This window comes from Rhodoplanes sp. Z2-YC6860, from assembly GCF_001579845.1.
GTDB lineage: Bacteria > Pseudomonadota > Alphaproteobacteria > Rhizobiales > Xanthobacteraceae > Z2-YC6860.
In genome coordinates this window covers 2,621,097-2,638,344 of sequence record NZ_CP007440.1, presented here as the reverse complement: position 1 = coordinate 2,638,344, position 17,248 = coordinate 2,621,097, and the positions used below count along the sequence as shown (strand labels likewise).

Annotated in this window: 13 protein-coding genes; 7 read left to right on the top strand and 6 right to left on the bottom strand. The window is 62.2% G+C overall.

From position 1 onward, the window contains the following. Window positions 1-369: 369 nt before the first annotated feature. The 4 genes from RHPLAN_RS12310 to RHPLAN_RS12295 all read right to left on the bottom strand — a co-directional run bounded on the left by RHPLAN_RS12310 (window position 370) and on the right by RHPLAN_RS12295 (window position 4,368). Entirely contained in the window at window positions 370-1,818 is a 1,449-nt protein-coding gene (locus RHPLAN_RS12310) for a prohibitin family protein (protein WP_068017975.1), read from the bottom strand. After that, window positions 1,818-3,461, bottom strand: a complete 1,644-nt coding sequence (locus RHPLAN_RS12305) for a cyclic peptide export ABC transporter (protein WP_068017974.1) — start codon at window positions 3,459-3,461, stop codon at window positions 1,818-1,820. Before RHPLAN_RS12305 ends, RHPLAN_RS12310 begins: the two co-directional genes overlap by 1 nt. 67 nt (window positions 3,462-3,528) lie before the next feature. Beyond that, a complete protein-coding gene (locus tag RHPLAN_RS12300; RefSeq protein WP_068017969.1) occupies window positions 3,529-3,729 on the bottom strand; it encodes a hypothetical protein in 201 nt (66 codons plus the stop codon). Between the two features lie 111 nt (window positions 3,730-3,840). Then, on the bottom strand, window positions 3,841-4,368 hold the full coding sequence (locus RHPLAN_RS12295) for a YcjF family protein (protein WP_084244778.1): 528 nt from the start codon (window positions 4,366-4,368) through the stop codon (window positions 3,841-3,843). Between the two features lie 221 nt (window positions 4,369-4,589). Here RHPLAN_RS12295 and RHPLAN_RS12290 point away from each other — a divergent pair, with 221 nt between their 5' ends. From RHPLAN_RS12290 to RHPLAN_RS12260, 7 genes are all read left to right on the top strand, one after another. Next, entirely contained in the window at window positions 4,590-5,231 is a 642-nt protein-coding gene (locus tag RHPLAN_RS12290; protein WP_068017965.1) for a 4'-phosphopantetheinyl transferase family protein, read from the top strand. A 279-nt stretch (window positions 5,232-5,510) separates the two neighbouring features. Further along, complete coding sequence (locus tag RHPLAN_RS12285) at window positions 5,511-6,932, top strand: TolC family outer membrane protein (protein WP_068017964.1); 1,422 nt, start codon at window positions 5,511-5,513, stop codon at window positions 6,930-6,932. 207 nt (window positions 6,933-7,139) lie between these two features. Further along, entirely contained in the window at window positions 7,140-8,897 is a 1,758-nt protein-coding gene (locus tag RHPLAN_RS12280) for a type I secretion system permease/ATPase (RefSeq protein WP_068017962.1), read from the top strand. Further along, window positions 8,894-10,207: an HlyD family type I secretion periplasmic adaptor subunit gene (locus RHPLAN_RS12275; protein ID WP_068017959.1), complete on the top strand. Its 1,314-nt coding sequence runs from the start codon at window positions 8,894-8,896 to the stop codon at window positions 10,205-10,207. The genes RHPLAN_RS12280 and RHPLAN_RS12275 overlap by 4 nt, the downstream gene beginning before the upstream one ends. A gap of 43 nt (window positions 10,208-10,250) precedes the next feature. Beyond that, entirely contained in the window at window positions 10,251-12,467 is a 2,217-nt protein-coding gene (locus tag RHPLAN_RS12270) for a CHASE2 domain-containing protein (RefSeq protein ID WP_068017957.1), read from the top strand. A gap of 366 nt (window positions 12,468-12,833) precedes the next feature. After that, window positions 12,834-13,595 carry an MBL fold metallo-hydrolase gene (locus RHPLAN_RS12265; RefSeq protein WP_237180124.1) on the top strand — a complete coding sequence of 254 codons (762 nt, stop codon included), beginning with the start codon at window positions 12,834-12,836 and terminating at the stop codon, window positions 13,593-13,595. 146 nt (window positions 13,596-13,741) lie between these two features. After that, entirely contained in the window at window positions 13,742-14,863 is a 1,122-nt protein-coding gene (locus tag RHPLAN_RS12260; protein ID WP_068017952.1) for a hypothetical protein, read from the top strand. A gap of 7 nt (window positions 14,864-14,870) precedes the next feature. Here RHPLAN_RS12260 and RHPLAN_RS12255 read toward each other — a convergent pair whose 3' ends face one another. Both RHPLAN_RS12255 and RHPLAN_RS12250 read right to left on the bottom strand, forming a co-directional pair. Next, window positions 14,871-15,707 carry a Crp/Fnr family transcriptional regulator gene (locus tag RHPLAN_RS12255; RefSeq protein WP_068017950.1) on the bottom strand — a complete coding sequence of 279 codons (837 nt, stop codon included), beginning with the start codon at window positions 15,705-15,707 and terminating at the stop codon, window positions 14,871-14,873. Between the two features lie 430 nt (window positions 15,708-16,137). Further along, window positions 16,138-17,106 (bottom strand): ABC transporter substrate-binding protein, encoded by a 969-nt coding sequence (locus tag RHPLAN_RS12250; RefSeq protein WP_198164875.1) that lies wholly within the window; start codon window positions 17,104-17,106, stop codon window positions 16,138-16,140. Between the last annotated feature and the right edge of the window lie 142 nt (window positions 17,107-17,248).

Below are 17,248 nucleotides of genomic sequence, written 5' to 3'. Positions count from 1 at the left end.
CAAGCTGCCGAATTCGCCAGACTCCAAGAGCCGATCCGTCAGTCTCAGATGATCGCAACACGATCGGGCCGCCCAGCCCGCCGCACGCCGTCGCAAAAACCTGATCCCCCGGCCCGGTCGCCCATGCGTCTCGCTTTGAGACCGCTGTGCGTTCCTTGGTTCCTTGGCGCCAAGGTTAGCCTTGGCGCATTAGCGAAAACAACACCGACTGGGCTTTGTGTTTTCAGCTACCACTATGAATAACAACAACAATCGGCGTTTCAAACAACAAAAAAAGACGTACTGGTTACGGTTCACAGTTCGTTTCGGCAAAAACCCTGTCCGAAGCTGTCGGATCGGCCGAAAACGCCACCCAATCTTACTGCGGACTTACTGCGGACGGGGCCGTTGCGGCTCGCCGGGCCTTGGGGGCGCCGGCTCAGCCCGCGGCGGAGGCGAAGCTGCTTCCATATGAGGGGACGGTTGAGGCCCCGGCGGGTGCCCAACATCCAGCCCCGCACCCGGCGGCGGCATCGGCGGCTCACTGCCTCTCAAAGTCCGGGCGACCAAATCCTGAACGTCGGAAATTCCGACCGTCCATGATGAACCTTTGGCCTGCGGCGGTGCCGCTGACTGCCGGCCTGGGACACCCGGCGCACCCGGTGGCGCACCCGGTTCATTCGGCGGTCCAGCGGCGCCGGGCGGCCTGTCCGCCGGAACACGCGGCACGCCGGTTGGCGATGGCCGTTCGGCCGGCCCCGGCAAATTGCTGGCCGGCGTCCTTTCCAGAAGCGGCGGGGTCAAGCCGGCCGGCTTCTGCTTGGCAGCCTCGCTATTGTCGCCAGGGGGCGTGCCGCCGGTTGGGTTCTGCGGGGCGGCGGGTGTATCGACATTGCCCAGGATGACCGGCAGCCCGTCCTTGCCGCTGCCGATGATGACGATCTTGCTGTTCGGCGATTGCGCGAGCTGAAGCGTCGCTTCGATACCGCGCCAGCGGACATAAGAGTCCGAGATACCCTGCGACACAGTCTGCTGGAAATCGCGGATGCCGTTGGCTTCGATCTGCTTGCGCTCAGACTCCTTCTTTTCGCGCTCGACGCGGAACCCGTATTCCTGCACGAGATAATATTGCTCGACCTTGCGATTGATCGCGGCGACCACGGTCTGCGGCAGCTCCAGGCCCAGCACCAGCGTGTCGTAGAGGATCAGCATCTCGTCGAGCGACACGCGATAATGTTCGCCGTATTCGCTCTCCTGCTCGGTGCGCTGAATCATGCTCTGACCGAGCATGGCTTCGGTATGCGTGCGGATGCGTTTCTGAATTTCCTGCCGCTTGGTCGAATAGACCTCTTCGGCGGTGTATTCGGCAATGATCTCACGCGCCCGGTTGCCGATCTCCGGACGCAGCATGCGCGAGATGTAGTCCGGCCCGATCGACTGATGCAGCTGTGGCACCGCATCGTGCTTCAGGCGGAAGCGGATGTTGATGGTCGCAACGAGATTCACGCCATCCTTGGAGATCGCGTTGTAGGTGTCGGTCGTGGTCTGCAGCCGCAGATCGTAGAGGAACAGCTTGTCCCAGGGCAGCAGCACGCGCAGGCCTTCGTCCTTCAGCGCGCGCGGATCGACCTGGGTGCCGCCTCGGAAGCGCTTCCAGAGAATACCGACATGACCGGTCGGCACCGTGACGAACACGTTGGGCGCAATCAGAAAGCCGACCAGCGTCGCAACCATCAGATAGATCACGATGATCGGCAGGCTGCGCTCGATGAACCGCCACCACCGGTACTTTCTCGGCGTGACCGGGTTCAAAGATACGTCGTTTGGGCTCAGACTCATCAGCCGGTCTCCACCGAACTGAGTTCAGTGAAACGCCCCTCGTCCATGCGCAGCAGGCGCATCGGCACATCCATCTCATCGATATACCGGTCGTCGTGCGATATGGCCACAATCGTCACGCCGGCGCGATGCATCGCCGGAAGGAACTCGAAGTAGAACTTGCGACGGAATTCGGGGTCCTGGTCGGCGGCCCATTCGTCGAGCAGCAGCAGCGGACGCCGCTCGAGCTGCGCCACGATCAGCGCGAGCCGCCGGCGCTGGCCGCTCGACAAATCGGTGGTCTGGAATTCGCCGTGCGTGAGCCGGGTTTTCTCGTGCAGCTTGAACTGCGTCAGCATCTCGGTGAGCTCGGCCGGACTCGGATCTTCGATGCCGTAGAGACGCTGAAACAGATGGAAATCGGGAAAAATGGCGGTGATCAGGCTGCGATAATACTCGTAACGGTCGCCTTCCACCGGCGAGCCATCCAGCAGCAGCTCGCCTTCCGCAGGGCGGTAGAAACCGGCGAGAAGCTTCATGAAGGTCGATTTGCCCGAACCGTTGCCACCGGTCAGGATCACCAGATCGCCGGAGTTCAGCGTGAAATTGAACGGCCCGACCTTGAACACCGTGTCGGCAGACTTGCCGGGATAATGGAACTTGACGTCGCGCATCTCGATCTTGGTGAACGCTTTCGCGGGCTCCGCCGGAATGTCATCGGAGAGGCTCGCGATGCCGGAAAGCTTCTGCTCGAGTTGCACTAGGCGATCGGCTGCGGTGTTCGCCGCAGCGATGATCGGGATCGACTGCACGAGGCCGGTGCAGGCACCGACGATGAACACCAGCGCAGTCACCGCCTTGGTCACCGTGCCCGGTGTCATCGTCTCGCTGAACAACGGCACGATGAACGCCACCGCGCCGAGCAGCGCGAACATCGACGTCTGCAGCAACACCATCCGCCGGAAGGTCTCGCTCTGGGTGCGGATCTTGATGTTGGCGGCGTTTCGCGACACCTCGACGAGATGCTCAAGCAACGCGTCGCTGCGCGCGCGGTTGAGCCGGACCTCCTTGAAGCCGTCGAGCACATCGCTCAGGCGGTCATAGAGTTTGTTCTCCCATTGCGCCGCCTGCCGCATCTCGATGGCATGCTGCTTGGTTTTGGAATGGAAGACCGCCGCGCCGATGCCGACGATGATGACACTGAGGACAAAAGCGACAAACGAGAGGTAGGCGACATAGGAGATCACCAGGATAATCAACAGTGCGCCCTGCGCCGCGAAAGCCAGCATGTTGCTCGCCTGCGTCAGGATCGCCGTGTCGCCGGTGATCGCCGACACGATCTCGGCGCGCCCGATGGTTTCCAGCGGAAGCAACTCGGAGCGGCGCACATAATCAAGCAACCGCAAGCGCAGCTTATGGATGATCGCACCGATCTCTGCAGTCGTCGTGATCAGGATGTAGTGCTGCGTCTGGATAAACAGCAGCAGCGCCAGCACGAACACACCGGCGGCCCACAGGCTGATCTCGCCGCGATCCGCGGCCGCCGCGCCGGCATTGATGCTGCCGATGATCGCGGTCGTGCTGACGCCACCCATCGCCGAGACGAATGCCATCCGGCCCAGAGAGCCCTGCATTTCGGTGCGAACGAGCTGGAAGAAGGACATCGGGCTACGCAGTCCGTTTAATTCCAGCAGGGCAGCGAACCGTCGGAGCCGTTACGCGAGACAACACTCAGCGACTCCGTGCACGGCGTTCCGGCTGCATACGACGCGCCGGTCCGGTGATCAGCAGGACGATCAACGACAGGACCGGGGTGATGACGAGCGACAGCAGGAACGTTCCGGTGAAACCCATCCGGCGCTGGCTGCCGCAAAGCCCGACCAAAACGCAGAATATCAAGTACGCGATGAGCATCGCGAGCGGTAGAACCATAACCAAACGTCTCCCCTGGACGACATGGCGGCCCGGTTGGACCCCCCCGCTCACGAGCCAGCAGAGGATGGGCTCCCTTGATCCCGCCGACGAAGCCGGCGTCAGTGCGGGTCAGCCCGTCGTCTCTGCCGTTGATCCGGATTTGCCACGCCCGAACTTGCTGGCAACCTTTTCCTGCTGCGCCTTGATGAACTCCTTGTAGTCCGGCGGGTCGAAGTCGAGAAGCGTGCCGCCGGACTCAAAGTGCTTCATGAACACGCGGCCAATGACCCAGGTCACGCCCGCCGAATACACCGGCATGGTCAGCGCACCGATGGTCCAGCCGATACCTGGGATGCCTTTGATCAGGCTGCCGAACGTCATCGCCGTGGTGGTCGCGGTGCTGGCCGGGATGATCGCACCCGCGAGGCTTGCGATGACAGACTTGCCGCGGTTGTCGGCGAATGAAACGCCGTAGATTTCCGCAAGCTTGCGCAGCATCTGGAGCTGAACGCCGCCAACCGCTGCAACGTCGACAAGCGGCACGGGGATCAGGCCTGCCGCGCCCGACCACAGCGAAAACCGATCGACCACTTGTGTGGCTTGCTCTTCACGCTCTCCAGCAGTGAGCGGAGCAGCACCAGTTGCTTCGTTTGCCATGTCCGGATTCCCTATCTGATCGCGAGCCTTCAGAGCACCATTAAGCCAGAGCAAAGCGCGCAATCAAGGCGTTCGAGCCCCGATTGAACAAGCACCAAAGCCGCACCAGCCATGGATTCCTAACAGATCATCGATAAAGGTGCCAATCCCTTGGTTCCACGACCATTTAGCGGCAGACGTCTATCGCACCGGAAATTTTTCGGGTTTGGGGCTATACGGGCATGATGACAATCCTCAAAAGCCCGCCATTGGAGGCCGTCCTCCAGGACATTGCAGTGCCCGGCGTATGGATTGGCCATCGCGTCATTGCCCAGGGCGATGAACTCGGTTTGCTTCCGGAGGAGCAAAAGGCTTTTGCGCATAGCGTTATCAAAGTGCAGCGCGCGAGCGGCGCGGCCCGCATCGTCGCGCGCGAATTGATGCAACGGATGGGGATTGCGCCGCGACCGGTTCTCAAGGGCGAAGCCGGAATGCCCCAGTGGCCCGAGGGCGTCGTCGGCTCGATCGCACACGATTCCACCATTGCGCTCGCAGCTCTCGCCCGGCGGACCGACCACGTGAGCATCGGCATCGATATCGAACCGGCGGAGGCGATCGAGCCGGACCTTGTTGAAATCGTTGCGACCGAACGCGAGCGCTCGATGTTTACCGATGCGCCGCTGGAAGCCCGCTTGCTGTTTGCGATCAAAGAGGCAGTCTACAAGGCCGCCTATCCACTCGATCGCACGTTTCTTGAGCATCACGACGTCGAGGTGAATTTGCCGGAGCGGACTGCGGTCATCCGGAATGGCCGGACGGTGTCGTTTCGCTACGGCGTGTCTTCACATATTGCGGTGCTGGCCTTCATCGAGGACAGCCCTTGAGGCGACTCGCCCTTTCGTCTCGCCCAAGACTAATTGTGCCGAAAAGGCACAGCGCGACAAAAAACTGCCACCCGAAACTCTAAGCCTTCGAATTCACGAGTATATCCAGTTAAAAGTAATTATGTAGAATGGAACCCTTGGGGTTCTGAGATGCGAGGCGAGCTGGTATAATTGAGGAGGTTTTAAACGTTGCCTGATCCGGCGAAATCGGATCGGGGCAGTGTCATTTGATTGTCGTATATGCCGTTATTGTTGTTGAGGGTGGCGTCGGGGGGATAGATGCCAGGGGTGGGGTTCTGGCGAGTAAAGCTGGCCGGGTTGGCGATCGCAGGCGCAGCCTTATGCTGTGTCCAGGCGGCCGCTGATACTTTGGAATCCGCTCTCGCCCAGGCTTACAATAACAACCCTCAACTCAATTCGCAGCGCGCTTTGGTTCGCGCCACCGACGAGAACGTGCCGACGGCGCTCGCCGGGTACCGGCCTCACGCCTCGATCACCGCAAGCGCCGGCACGCAAGCGTTACAGACGACACTCCGCGAAATCGGGTCGCAAACTCCTGTCAATTCGCCGGCGAGCTATTTCAAGCAGAATGGCGGGAACACGCCGCACGGCGTCGGCGCGACCATCACGCAGAACGTGCTGAACGGAAACCAAACCGCCAACCGCACGCGGCAAGCCGAGAGCCAGGTGTTCGGCGCTCGTGAGACGTTGCGCAGCATCGAGCAGACCGTCCTCCTTGCGGCTGCAACCGCTTACATGAACCTGCTGCGCGACGGCGCAATTCTCGAGCTTCAACGCAGCAACGTGGAAGTGCTGCAGGAGCAACTGCGGCAGAGCAAGCAGCGGCTCGAATCCGGCAACGTCACAGCCACCGACGTCTCGCAATCGGAATCCCGGCTCGCCACGGGCAAAACCCAGCAGTTTGCAGCAGAGGCGACCTACGAAACCTCCAAGGCGATCTACCGCCAGGTGATCGGGGCCGAGCCGGGCAAACTCGCGGCCGCGTCACCGGTCGATCGCTTCTCGCCCAACACACTGGCGTCCGCTGTCACGGCCGGTCTGGCGCAGCATCCGACCGTCACATCCGCGCAATTCAACGTTGACGCCGCCCTGCTGCAAGTGAAGGTCGCCGAGGGCGCCCTCTATCCTACCGTGCAGCTTCAGGGCTCAATCCAGAAGAACTACGAAATTTCGCTGACCCAGATGCAGTCCTATAGCGCTTCGGTGAGCGGACTGTTCTCGATGCCGATCTATCAGGGCGGCGCCGAGTACGCAGCGATCCGGCAGGCCAAGGAGACACACGGCCAGCGGCAGCTCGATTTGAACGTTGCGCGTGACCAGGCCCGCGTCGGCGTCATTCAAGCCTGGGCTCTGCTCGAAGCCGCCAAAAGCAGCATCGAGTCGTCAAAGAATCAGGTGAAGGCTGCCGAGGCCGCACTGAACGGCGTGCGCGAGGAAGCCCGCCTTGGCCAGCGCACCACGCTCGACGTCCTCAACGCCCAGCAGGAGCTGGTTGCCGCCCGCATCGCGCTGGTCGGCGCGCAACGCGACCGGCTGGTGAATTCCTACGGCCTGCTGGCCGCGGTCGGACGGCTGTCGCCGCAGGTGCTGGGCCTTCAGGTCGCAACCTATGATCCGGCGGTCCACTATCACCAGGTCCGCGACACGTGGGCCGGCGTTCGCACGCCCGACGGCCGCTAGGCCCGGCACGCGATGGAAAGGCCGGCCGATGTGGGCTGGCCCACATTCGGGACAAAAGAATTCGGCAAGAATGCCGTGATAACACCATGACGACAGCCGGCGAGTTCAAGGTTAACGCATGGTTCTTACCCGCGGCCGACGATTAGATGGCAAAGTCCGGTGTGATGGTTCGGCGCGCGTCGTGCCCCTGCTGAGGACTTAACTGCGATGGCGCAGCCCGCCCGTAAACCCGCCCAGCAGCGCTCCGAGCTTGCCGAAGCGCTGGCGGCCTGCCGCGGCACCTTCGTCGCCACCGGTTTGATGAGCGGCATGAGCAACATCCTCATGCTGACCGGTGCGTTCTTCATGCTGGAGGTCTACGACCGCGTCCTGCCGAGCCGCAGCGTGCCGACATTGATCGGCCTCATCGTGCTGGCCGGCGGCCTCTACGTTGCGCTCGGCCTGCTCGACATGATCCGCGGCCGCATCATGGTGCGGATCGGCAATCGACTCGACGGGATGCTGAGCGGCCGCGTCTACGAGATCATCGTGCGGTTGCCGCTCAAGGCTGGCCACCGCAGTGACGGGCTCCAGCCGCTGCGCGACCTCGACAGCGTGCGCTCATTTCTGTCGGGCCCGGGTCCCGGCGCGCTGTTCGACCTGCCGTGGATGCCGATCTATCTGGTGATCTGCTTCCTGTTCCATCCTTATATCGGACTCGCGGCTTCGCTGGGCGCCGTCGTTCTTGCGGCCTTGACCTATCTCACCGAAAAGCTGACCAAAGATCCGACGCGCGAGGCGACGGGCTTCGCCATCACGCGCAACTCACTCGCCGAAGCGAGCCGACGGAACGCCGAAGTGCTCACCGCAATGGGCATGACCGGACGCGTCGCCGCGCAGTGGGGTGATGCCAACACCAAATATCTGGCGAGCCAGCGCCGCGCCACCGACGTATCGGGCAGCATCGGCTCGATATCGAGAATTCTGCGGCTGATGCTGCAATCCGGCGTGCTCGCGGTCGGTGCCTATCTGGTGATCTATCAGATGGCGACCCCCGGCATCATCATCGCCGGCTCGATCTTGAGCGCGCGTGCGCTTGCGCCGGTCGACTCGGCCATTGCCAACTGGCGCGCCTTCATCGGCGCGCGGCAGGCCTGGAAGCGTCTCACCGATCTCTTGGCCTTGCTGCCGACACAGCTGGCGCCCATGGCGCTGCGCCCCCCGGCCAAGAGCATCAGCGTCGAGAATGTGGCCGTGATCCCGCCGGGCAGCGAGAAAATCGTCATTCAAGACATCAGCCTGTCGCTTCAGTCGGGAAACGGACTCGGCATCATCGGACCGAGCGGATCGGGCAAGAGCTGCCTCGCGCGCATTCTCGTCGGCGTCTGGCGGCCGGTGCGAGGTCGCATCCGTCTCGACGGCGCAGCGCTCGAGCAATGGTCGCAGGAGTTGCTCGGCAAGCACATCGGCTACCTTCCCCAGGACGTCGAGCTGATGGCCGGCACAGTGGCACAGAACATTGGTCGCTTTTCGCCGACGCTCGACGCCAATGCGGTGATCGCCGCGGCGAATGCCGCGGGCGTGCATGACCTGATCGTGAGTCTCCCCGATGGTTATGAGACCCAGGTCGGTGAAAACGGCACGGCTCTGTCGGCCGGCCAGGCGCAACGCATCGCGCTCGCACGCGCGCTTTATGCGGATCCGTTCCTCGTCGTGCTCGACGAGCCCAATTCCAACCTCGACGCCGAGGGTGACGAGGCCTTGAGCCGCGCCATCCTCGGCGTACGCGCCCGGGGCGGAATCGTGATCGTGATCGCGCATCGGCCGAGCGCCATTGCCGGCGTCGATCTTCTGCTGGTGATGAACCAGGGTCGCGCCCAGGCCTTCGGCCCCAAGGACGAGGTGCTGGCGCGCGTGCTGCAGCAGAATGCCGGCGCGCCGCGGCCGCTGAAGGTTGTGCCGGAAGCCGGAGTGGCAAAGTCGTGAACCCACAACCGCTTGATGACACCAACCGTTCGATCAAGCGCCACGTGCTGGCGGGCCTGATCATCGTGCTGGTTCTCGCCGGCGGCGTCGGCGGCTGGGCGGGCACCATGACGCTGTCCGGCGCGCTGATCGCACAGGGCCAGGTGGTCGTCGACTCCAACGTCAAGAAGGTCCAGCACCCGACCGGCGGCGTGGTCGGAGAACTGCGGGTGCGCGACGGCGATCGGGTCAAGGAGGGCGACATCCTGGTTCGCCTTGACGAAACCGTGACGCGCGCGAACCTGGCCATCGTCACCAAGGGTCTCGACGAGCTTTACGCACGCCGCTCGCGGCTCGAAAGCGAGCGCGACGGCGCCAGCTCCATCAAATTCCCGGATGATCTCGTGGCGCGTGAACCGTCCGAGCCCGCGGTCGCCGCCATCCTCGATGGCGAGCGCAAGCTGTTCGAGCTGCGCAGCAGCGCCCGCAATGGCCAGAAGGCACAGCTCCGTCAACGGATCGAGCAGCTCAACGAGGAAATTCGCGGGCTCAAGGCCCAGCGCGAGTCCAAGGAAAAAGAGATCCAGCTGATCGGCCGCGAGAAAGAAGGCGTCTACGATCTCTGGAAGCAGAAGCTCGTGCCGCTCACCAAAATCACCCAGCTCGAGCGCGAGGAGGCCCGCCTCCAGGGCGAGGCCGGCCAGTTGGTCGCCCAGACGGCCCAGGCTGGCGGCAAGATTTCCGAAACCGAGCTGCAAATCATCCAAGTCGATCGCGATCTGAGCAGCGAGGTCGCCAAGGAGACCCGCGAGATCGACGGCAAGATCGGCGAGTTCGTCGAGCGCAAGGTCGCCGCGGAAGATCAGCTCAAGCGCACCGACATCCGCGCGCCGCAGGACGGCACCGTGTTCCAGTCCAACGTCCACACGGTCGGCGGTGTCGTCACGGCGGGCGACGCGATCATGATGATCGTGCCGGACGCCGACAGTCTGACGGTCGAGGCGAAGGTCAATCCGCAGGACATCGACCAGCTCCGGGAAGGCCAGACCGCGCTGCTGCGGTTTTCAGCCTTCAACCAGCGCACCACGCCGGAGATCTACGGCAAGGTGACCCGCGTCTCCGCCGACACGTCCTCAGATCAGAGGACCGGTCAGACCTACTACACCGTCCGTGTCGCCATGCCGGCCGACGAAGTCGCCAAGCTCGGCGAAGTCAAGATTGTGCCGGGCATGCCGGTCGAGACCTTCATCCAGACCGGCGATCGCACCATGATCTCCTACCTCACCAAGCCGCTGCACGATCAATTGATGCGGATGTTCCGCGAGAAGTGACGGCAGGCACGGCACCGGCTAAGCTGCGTCCGGCTGGACTCGCATGAATTGGTTTTCCCATCAGCTCCGTCGATTGGCGTCCGCGCGAATTCTCGGCGCTGCATTGTTGCTTGCTCTGCTGTTCCTGCGCGCGTCAGACCCCTCACAACTCGAAGATCTGCGTCTGCGCACCTTCGACGTCTTTCAAAACATCTCCCCGCGCATTGCGACACAGCACCCAGCCGTCATCGTCGACATCGACGAAAAGAGCCTCGCCAAGCTCGGACAATGGCCGTGGGCGCGCACGCACGTCGCCGAACTGATCAACAAGATCAGCCAAGCCGGCGCCGCTGCGATCGGCTTCGATATCGTGTTCGCGGAACCTGACCGCCTTTCGCCCGCACGAGCCGTCGATGGCTTCCAAGGCGTCGACGAGGAAACCCGCAACAAGCTTCGGCTGTTGCCGAGCAATGACCAGGTCTTCGCCGAAGCGCTCAAGAAATCCAAAACCGTGCTCGGCATCACCGGCATGCCCCAGCCGGTGGCACAGCCCGAAGGCCTGCCTCCGATTGCCGGCCTCGGATGGATGGGCGGCGACCCCGCGCCATTCTTCATCAAGTATCCAGGTCTGCTCCGCAACACCCTCGAGCTCGAAAAGGCCGCGACCGGCCGCGGCATGTTCAGCATTCAGCAGGAGCGCGACGGCATCATCCGCCGGGTGCCGATGGTCATGCAGGCCCAGGGCGCCCCAGTGACGTCATTGACCTTCGAGATGCTGCGCCTCGTGACCGGATCGAACACGGCCTTGATCCGCATGGATGAATCCGGAATCAAGACGGTTGCGGTTCCGGGGCTGGAGGTGCCGACCGACGCCAAAGGCAGGCTCTGGGTTTACTTCGCGCGGCACGATCCGGCGCTCTACGTTTCGGCTATCGACGTTCTCGAGGGCCGCTTCCCGGCAGACCGCTTCGCGCAGCGGCTGGTGCTGATCGGCACATCGGCGGCGGGCCTGCTCGATATCAAGACAACGCCGCTCGATCCGGTAATTCCCGGCGTCGAGATTCACGCCCAGATCATCGAGAATCTTCTGAGCAATACCACGCTGAGTGAGTCCAGCTACTCCAAGTCCAGCGAGATGGTCGAAGCATTCGTGCTCGGCGTTGCGATCATCATTCTCGCGCCCATTCTCGGTCCAGGCCTTCTGCTGTTGTTCGGCGGCACGATCATCGTGCTGCTGATCGGTACATCGTGGTATTTTTTCTCCTACGAGCACCTGTTGGTCGATTTCACCTTCCCGCTGCTGTCGAGTTCGCTGATCTATCTCACGCTGGTGTTCACCAACTTCGTCAAGGAGCAGGCGCAGCGTCGGCAAATCCGCTCGGCGTTCGGCCAGTATCTGTCGCCCGCGCTGGTCGAACAGCTCGCGCAATCGCCGGAGAAGCTCGTACTCGGCGGTGAACAGCGCGAAATGACGATCATGTTCAGCGACGTGCGCGGCTTCACCACCATTTCGGAAATCTACAAGGACGATCCGCAAGGCCTCACCGCGTTGATGAACAGCTTTCTCACGCCGCTCACCAACGCCATTCTCGAACGCAAAGGCACCATCGACAAATATATGGGTGACGCCATCATGGCGTTCTGGAGCGCGCCGCTGCACGACGCCAATCATGAGCTGAACGCCTGCGAAGCCGCGCTGGAAATGCTGGATCGCGTGGAACGACTCAACCGCGAGCGTGAGCAGAGCGCGAAAGAAACCAACGCGATGTTCATTCCGATCCAGATCGGCGTCGGCTTGAATACCGGTAAGTGCGTTGTCGGCAACATGGGCTCGGATTTTCATTTCAACTATTCGGTGCTGGGCGACAGCGTGAACCTCGCCTCGCGTCTCGAGGGCCAGTGCAAGTCCTATGGACTGCCGATCATCATCGGCTCGCGGACCGCATCCGTTGCCAAGGACAAGTTCGCGATGCTCGAACTCGACTTCATCGCAGTGAAAGGCAAGAAGGAGCCGGAGGTGGTCTACGCGCTGGTCGGCCGCGAAGACATGATCAACTCCGAGCGCTTCAGGCGGTGGCAAGAGGTCAACATGAAGATGCTGACGCACTATCGTGGCCGCGACTGGGACGCAGCACTCGCCGCCATCGAGGAAGGCCGTTCCGCCGACCCCGAGGGCCGCTTCAAGACACTCTATGAGGTTTACGCGGAGCGCATCGGGAGCTTCAAACTCACACCGCCGCCGGAGGACTGGGACGGCGCTTATGCGCTCGAAACCAAATAGCCAGCGACCTTCCCAGGCCGGAAAATGGACATAGTGCATTGATAAACATGTGAAATTACGACCTGTGACATTTCGCACTTCAAGACTCCTTCGTGCGGGCGCAGGCTGAAGAGGGAAAGTTTGACTGGGGGAACGGCCACGCATGCTCTCGACAACACCACGCGGTTCTTCGCGGCCGTGGGCGACACCCATCCCCGAAGTCCATCTCGATGACTGCCTCGGCCCCATAATTCCCATGGACCAGTCACCACCGGGAGACTACGGGACCGTGTAATGGCATCGAGAGATGGGCCGGCGAGTCCGGCCTCAATGGCGGTCCGATTTTGGGGCGTCCGGGGAAGCATCGCTTGCCCGGGTCCTTCTACGTTGCGTTATGGTGGAAACACACCCTGCGTCGAGCTGATCTGCGGCCGCCATACGCTCATCTTCGATGCGGGCACCGGCATTCGGCAACTCGGCATGGCGCTGGTGAACGGCGCCAACACCACTGACTTCGATATCTTCTTGAGCCACGGTCATATCGACCACGTGGTCGGCCTGCCGTTCTTCGCGCCGCTGTTCGTCAAGGATCAGGTGGTCCGCGTCTGGGGCGGCAATCTGCAGGCCGCCGGTGGCGTCAAGCAGGCGGTGAAGAAATTGATGAGTTTCCCGTTCTTCCCGCTTCAGGTCGACGCCTTGCAAGCGCGACTCGAATTCCACGACTTCAGCGCGGGAGATACCATCAATCTCCGTCCGGGAATCACGCTGCGCACCGCGCCCCTCAATCATCCGGGCGGCGCGACCGGATATCGCGTCGATTTCAACGGCAGTTCGGTCGCCTATGTGACCGATATCGAGCTCGGCGCGGGCACGCTCGATCCGGCGCTGATCGATCTGATCAAAGACGCCTCGCTCCTCATTCTCGACACCACCTACACGAACGAGGAATTGCCGTCGCATCTCGGCTGGGGTCATTCGACGTGGCAGCAGGGCGTCGAACTCGCCAACGCGGCCAAGGTCGGAAGGTTGTGTCTGTTTCATCACGATCCCGAACACGACGACGACACGATGGATAAAATCGCTGCCAAAGCCGAGGCGGCGAGACCGGGTACGATCGTGGCACGCGAAGGTCTGAAGGTCTGTGTCTGACCTCACAGTCGGTGCGTTCCTTGCCGGGCAAGAATTGCCTGGAATTCCACACGGAAATTTCGTCGAAGGATAAAACCAAGCCATTGGCGGCATTGGTATTGGCATCAGCTTTGCAACCTGCGCGGTAACGAACGCCGGGGGCACCGATGTCGACCATCACCGCTGCAAACCAGCCAGCCTATCTCGGCGCCACCACAAACGCTTATGCCACCGACCCGAGCACGCCGACCCTCGGGCAAGCGCTCGATGGCACAGCGGCTGACAGCCCGGCGGCGCCCTCCGCCTCCACCAACGTGACATTGTCGAACGAAGCGAAAGCCTATCTCGCGAGTGCGTCCGCCGAGACCGCGGATCTGCCGCCGGCAACGCTGGCGGCCAAGGCACGGGCTTGGTTCGACCAACATTATGACGCCCTTGGCATCTCCTCCGCTCGGCTCAACGGCCAGACCGCCGTCGATTTGACCGGCCAGAGCCGGACGACGCTCGCTGCCGTGGCCGCGAACGTGGGAGGCTTGTTCTCTGCCGACGAAAGCGCGGCTGCTGCCGGGGAATTGCAGCACCGCTTCAACGACGCGATGAAGCCCTACGTCGTGATCGCACGGCACACCGGCGACTATGCGAGCCTTTATAAGGCCGCGTCGGACTACATGGATCAGGCCGGGGCCGTGGAACGCGCCACGGCGACGTGGCAGCAGCAGCGCCAGGCGCTGCTTGAAGGAGCCACCGCGGCGCGTGCGAGCTTCGGGAAAGCCCCCGACACCGGCAACAAGAGCGATCCGGTCCGCGCACTGCTTGACAGCAGCGCATCGACGAATTCCACACCTGCGAACGATGTCGCGGCGCAAGCCCGTGCGCTGCTGGACGACCAGATCAATCACGCCAAGGACAATGGCAAGGAGCTGGTTTTCGATCCGAAGCGGAAAACCGGTCAGCAAGCCGACCTGTCACCGTTCAACAACCGGATGCTTGCCACGGTCGCCCTCAATCAAGATGGGACGTTCTCGACCGACGAGGTTCGCGCAGCCAAGACCGAACTGGATCAACGCCGGCGTTCGAGCCTGTTGAGCGCGCTGAATTCCTCGAATGGCAGCAACGTAAGCGCCGGCAGCCTCTCCATGATCAAGCAATACGCATCCATGAGCGCTGAGGAACGGTCGGTTCTCGGCGTCACCGACGACGTGATGAATCGCCTTGTGCGGAATTACCGCAGTCTGACCTCGTTGCAGAATTCGCTGAGCGGCGGGCTCAGCATGAGCTCGTATTTCTAAGCCTGCGCTACCGCCGCGCGCTGCCCGCGGCCCCTGCGCCGCCGGTCAGAGCATCAATTTGCGCCTTCTGCTCCATGACAACACCCTCAAGCCGCGAGATGTTCTGCATCAGCCGCTCGGTGGAGAGCCTCAGGAAGTAATAGCCGAATTCAGGATTCTGGAAGTACAGCTCCAGGAGCTTGTCGTAGGTGATGGTCAGCACCTCGCCGTTTTCCATGCTCTCGACCGTCTGGGTGCGGCGGTTTTTTGGATCGATGAAGCCGAGCTCACCCATGATGCGGCCGGGCGGCAGCTCGATTCCGATCTCCTTGACCAGGAAGCGGCCCGTCACGGTGTAGAACATCTCTTTGGCTGCATCGCCTTTGTGAAACAACACCTCGCCCTTCTTGTACTTGCGGGGGCTCATGAACGGGCGGAGCCAGTCCATCGACAGGTCGCCCTGCGCCGAGAGGCGGGCTTTCTTGACCAAACTCAGCATCTGGCGAAGGCGGATGATGTTGATCGGCAGCGACAGCAAATACAGGAAGAAGGTCGCCATTGCGCCGGCGAGCGCGCCATAGCCGATGAAGAACACGATGCTGATGATGCCGATGACGCGCAACGGCACGATGGTGCGCACCATCAGGGTTGCGACATAGAAGATGGCGCCGACCAGCGCCAGCATATTGGCGAAGTTGATGTTGGCGATCGCGATATCGACCAGACGGTTGAACACCGCGTCATAGGTCACATTGGTCGGATCAAGCCCGAGCTGGATCAGGAGCTTTTCGACCCGGAGGTTCTGCGTCGCATATTCGAGAATGCGGTTGAGTATTGCAGGCAGATCAATATTGGCGCTGCCCATCGATCCCTCACCATCTGCCGGAGCCGATCCCGCACCGGATCGGGCCGCGAAGAACGGGTGCCGCCGAAACGGTCGCCGGTGAATGCCCCCTGGCCACTGTGTATTCCGATCCGGCCTGCGCTTGGCAAGAGAACAGTCTGATCAACGGCTTCGGACCATGAACGAGGCAACCCGCGGCTCGGCCAGAGCCGTTCATCAAACCGACATCCAGAGCGAAACCTGAAGTCGCAGCAGCACTTTAGCCGCTGCCGCCCGGCGGCCAACCTTTATTCCGCGCAAGCTGCGGCGAGAGTGATCTCAGTCACAGTCCGGGTGGCGTTTTGCGACCGGTCTGGGCGAACGCTGGTCATTGGTGGCGAATCAGGCCGCCGCGCCGCTGCCGGAACGGCGTGCGACGGCTCAAAGATTGATCACGCCAACCGGAAAACCGTTACTTCACCGGCACAAATTCGGTTGTAAACATGACCTTGTTGTCAGGGATTTCCTTCAGCAGCCCCATCTCGATGAACGACTGCTTGAGCACCTCGACGCCCTTGGGGTCGAATACGCCGTCGGTGCTGAAGATCGGCATCTGCTCGTCATAGGCGCGGGCTGCGACCGACGGGCTGACATTGATCACCTTCGCGGTGATCTCCACGGTCTTGTCCTTGTTGGCCTTCATGAAGGCGATGGTGTCGACCCAGCCCTTGAGGAAGGCGCGCACCGCCTCCGGACGTTTGGCGATCAGGTCCTCGCGGGCGAAAAACACGTGCGTGATGAAATGATCGACGAAGGGATCGGCCGAGGTGATGACGCGCCACTCTTTGTTCTCTTCGAGCTCGTAGCCGGTTTCCAGCGCGCCGATATAGCCGTCGAGCTGGCCGGTCTTCACCGCGGCACGCGCCGGCTGCATGCCGCCGATCGGCACCGTGGTGATGCCGTTGCTGGTCCAGCCCTTTTGGGCGTTGATTCGCTTGCCGATCCAATCGGTCAGCGAGCCCACCGTTGTGACGCCGAGTTTTTTGCCGCGAAGGTCATCGATCGTGCGGATCGGCTTGTTGTAGTCGGCCATGACCGCCATGTTGCGCGGGACGCCATACATGGCGGCGACCGCCTTGGCCGGCACACCCTTGGCCATGAAGGCCATACCGGGGCCGCTGCCGACTCCTATATCGAGGCTGTCGGCCGCGAGCGCCTGCTGCAGGCGCGCATCGCCGCCGAACGATGACGCCTCGACCTCGAGCCCGTGCTTGGCAAAGATGCCCATCTGCATTCCGACATCGAGCGGCGTGAAGGTCCAGGCGAACGGCACCGCCTTGCCGACCCTAAGCTTCTCGGCGGCGTTCGCTTGATAACCCAGCGACACAACCAGCAGGACGACCGCCCATCGCAGCGCAGCAATATTGAAGTTTCGCGTCATCTGAAGTCCTCCCGGCGGCCGGTTTACCTCCCGAACCTTGGCAAAATCATCGCAGAAATCATTCACCGTGGCCATGCGCCAAAGCCGCGCTTGCGTTGACCAGGAACGTGGCCACCCCTAGAATCGTTGAATCCTCGCCTTA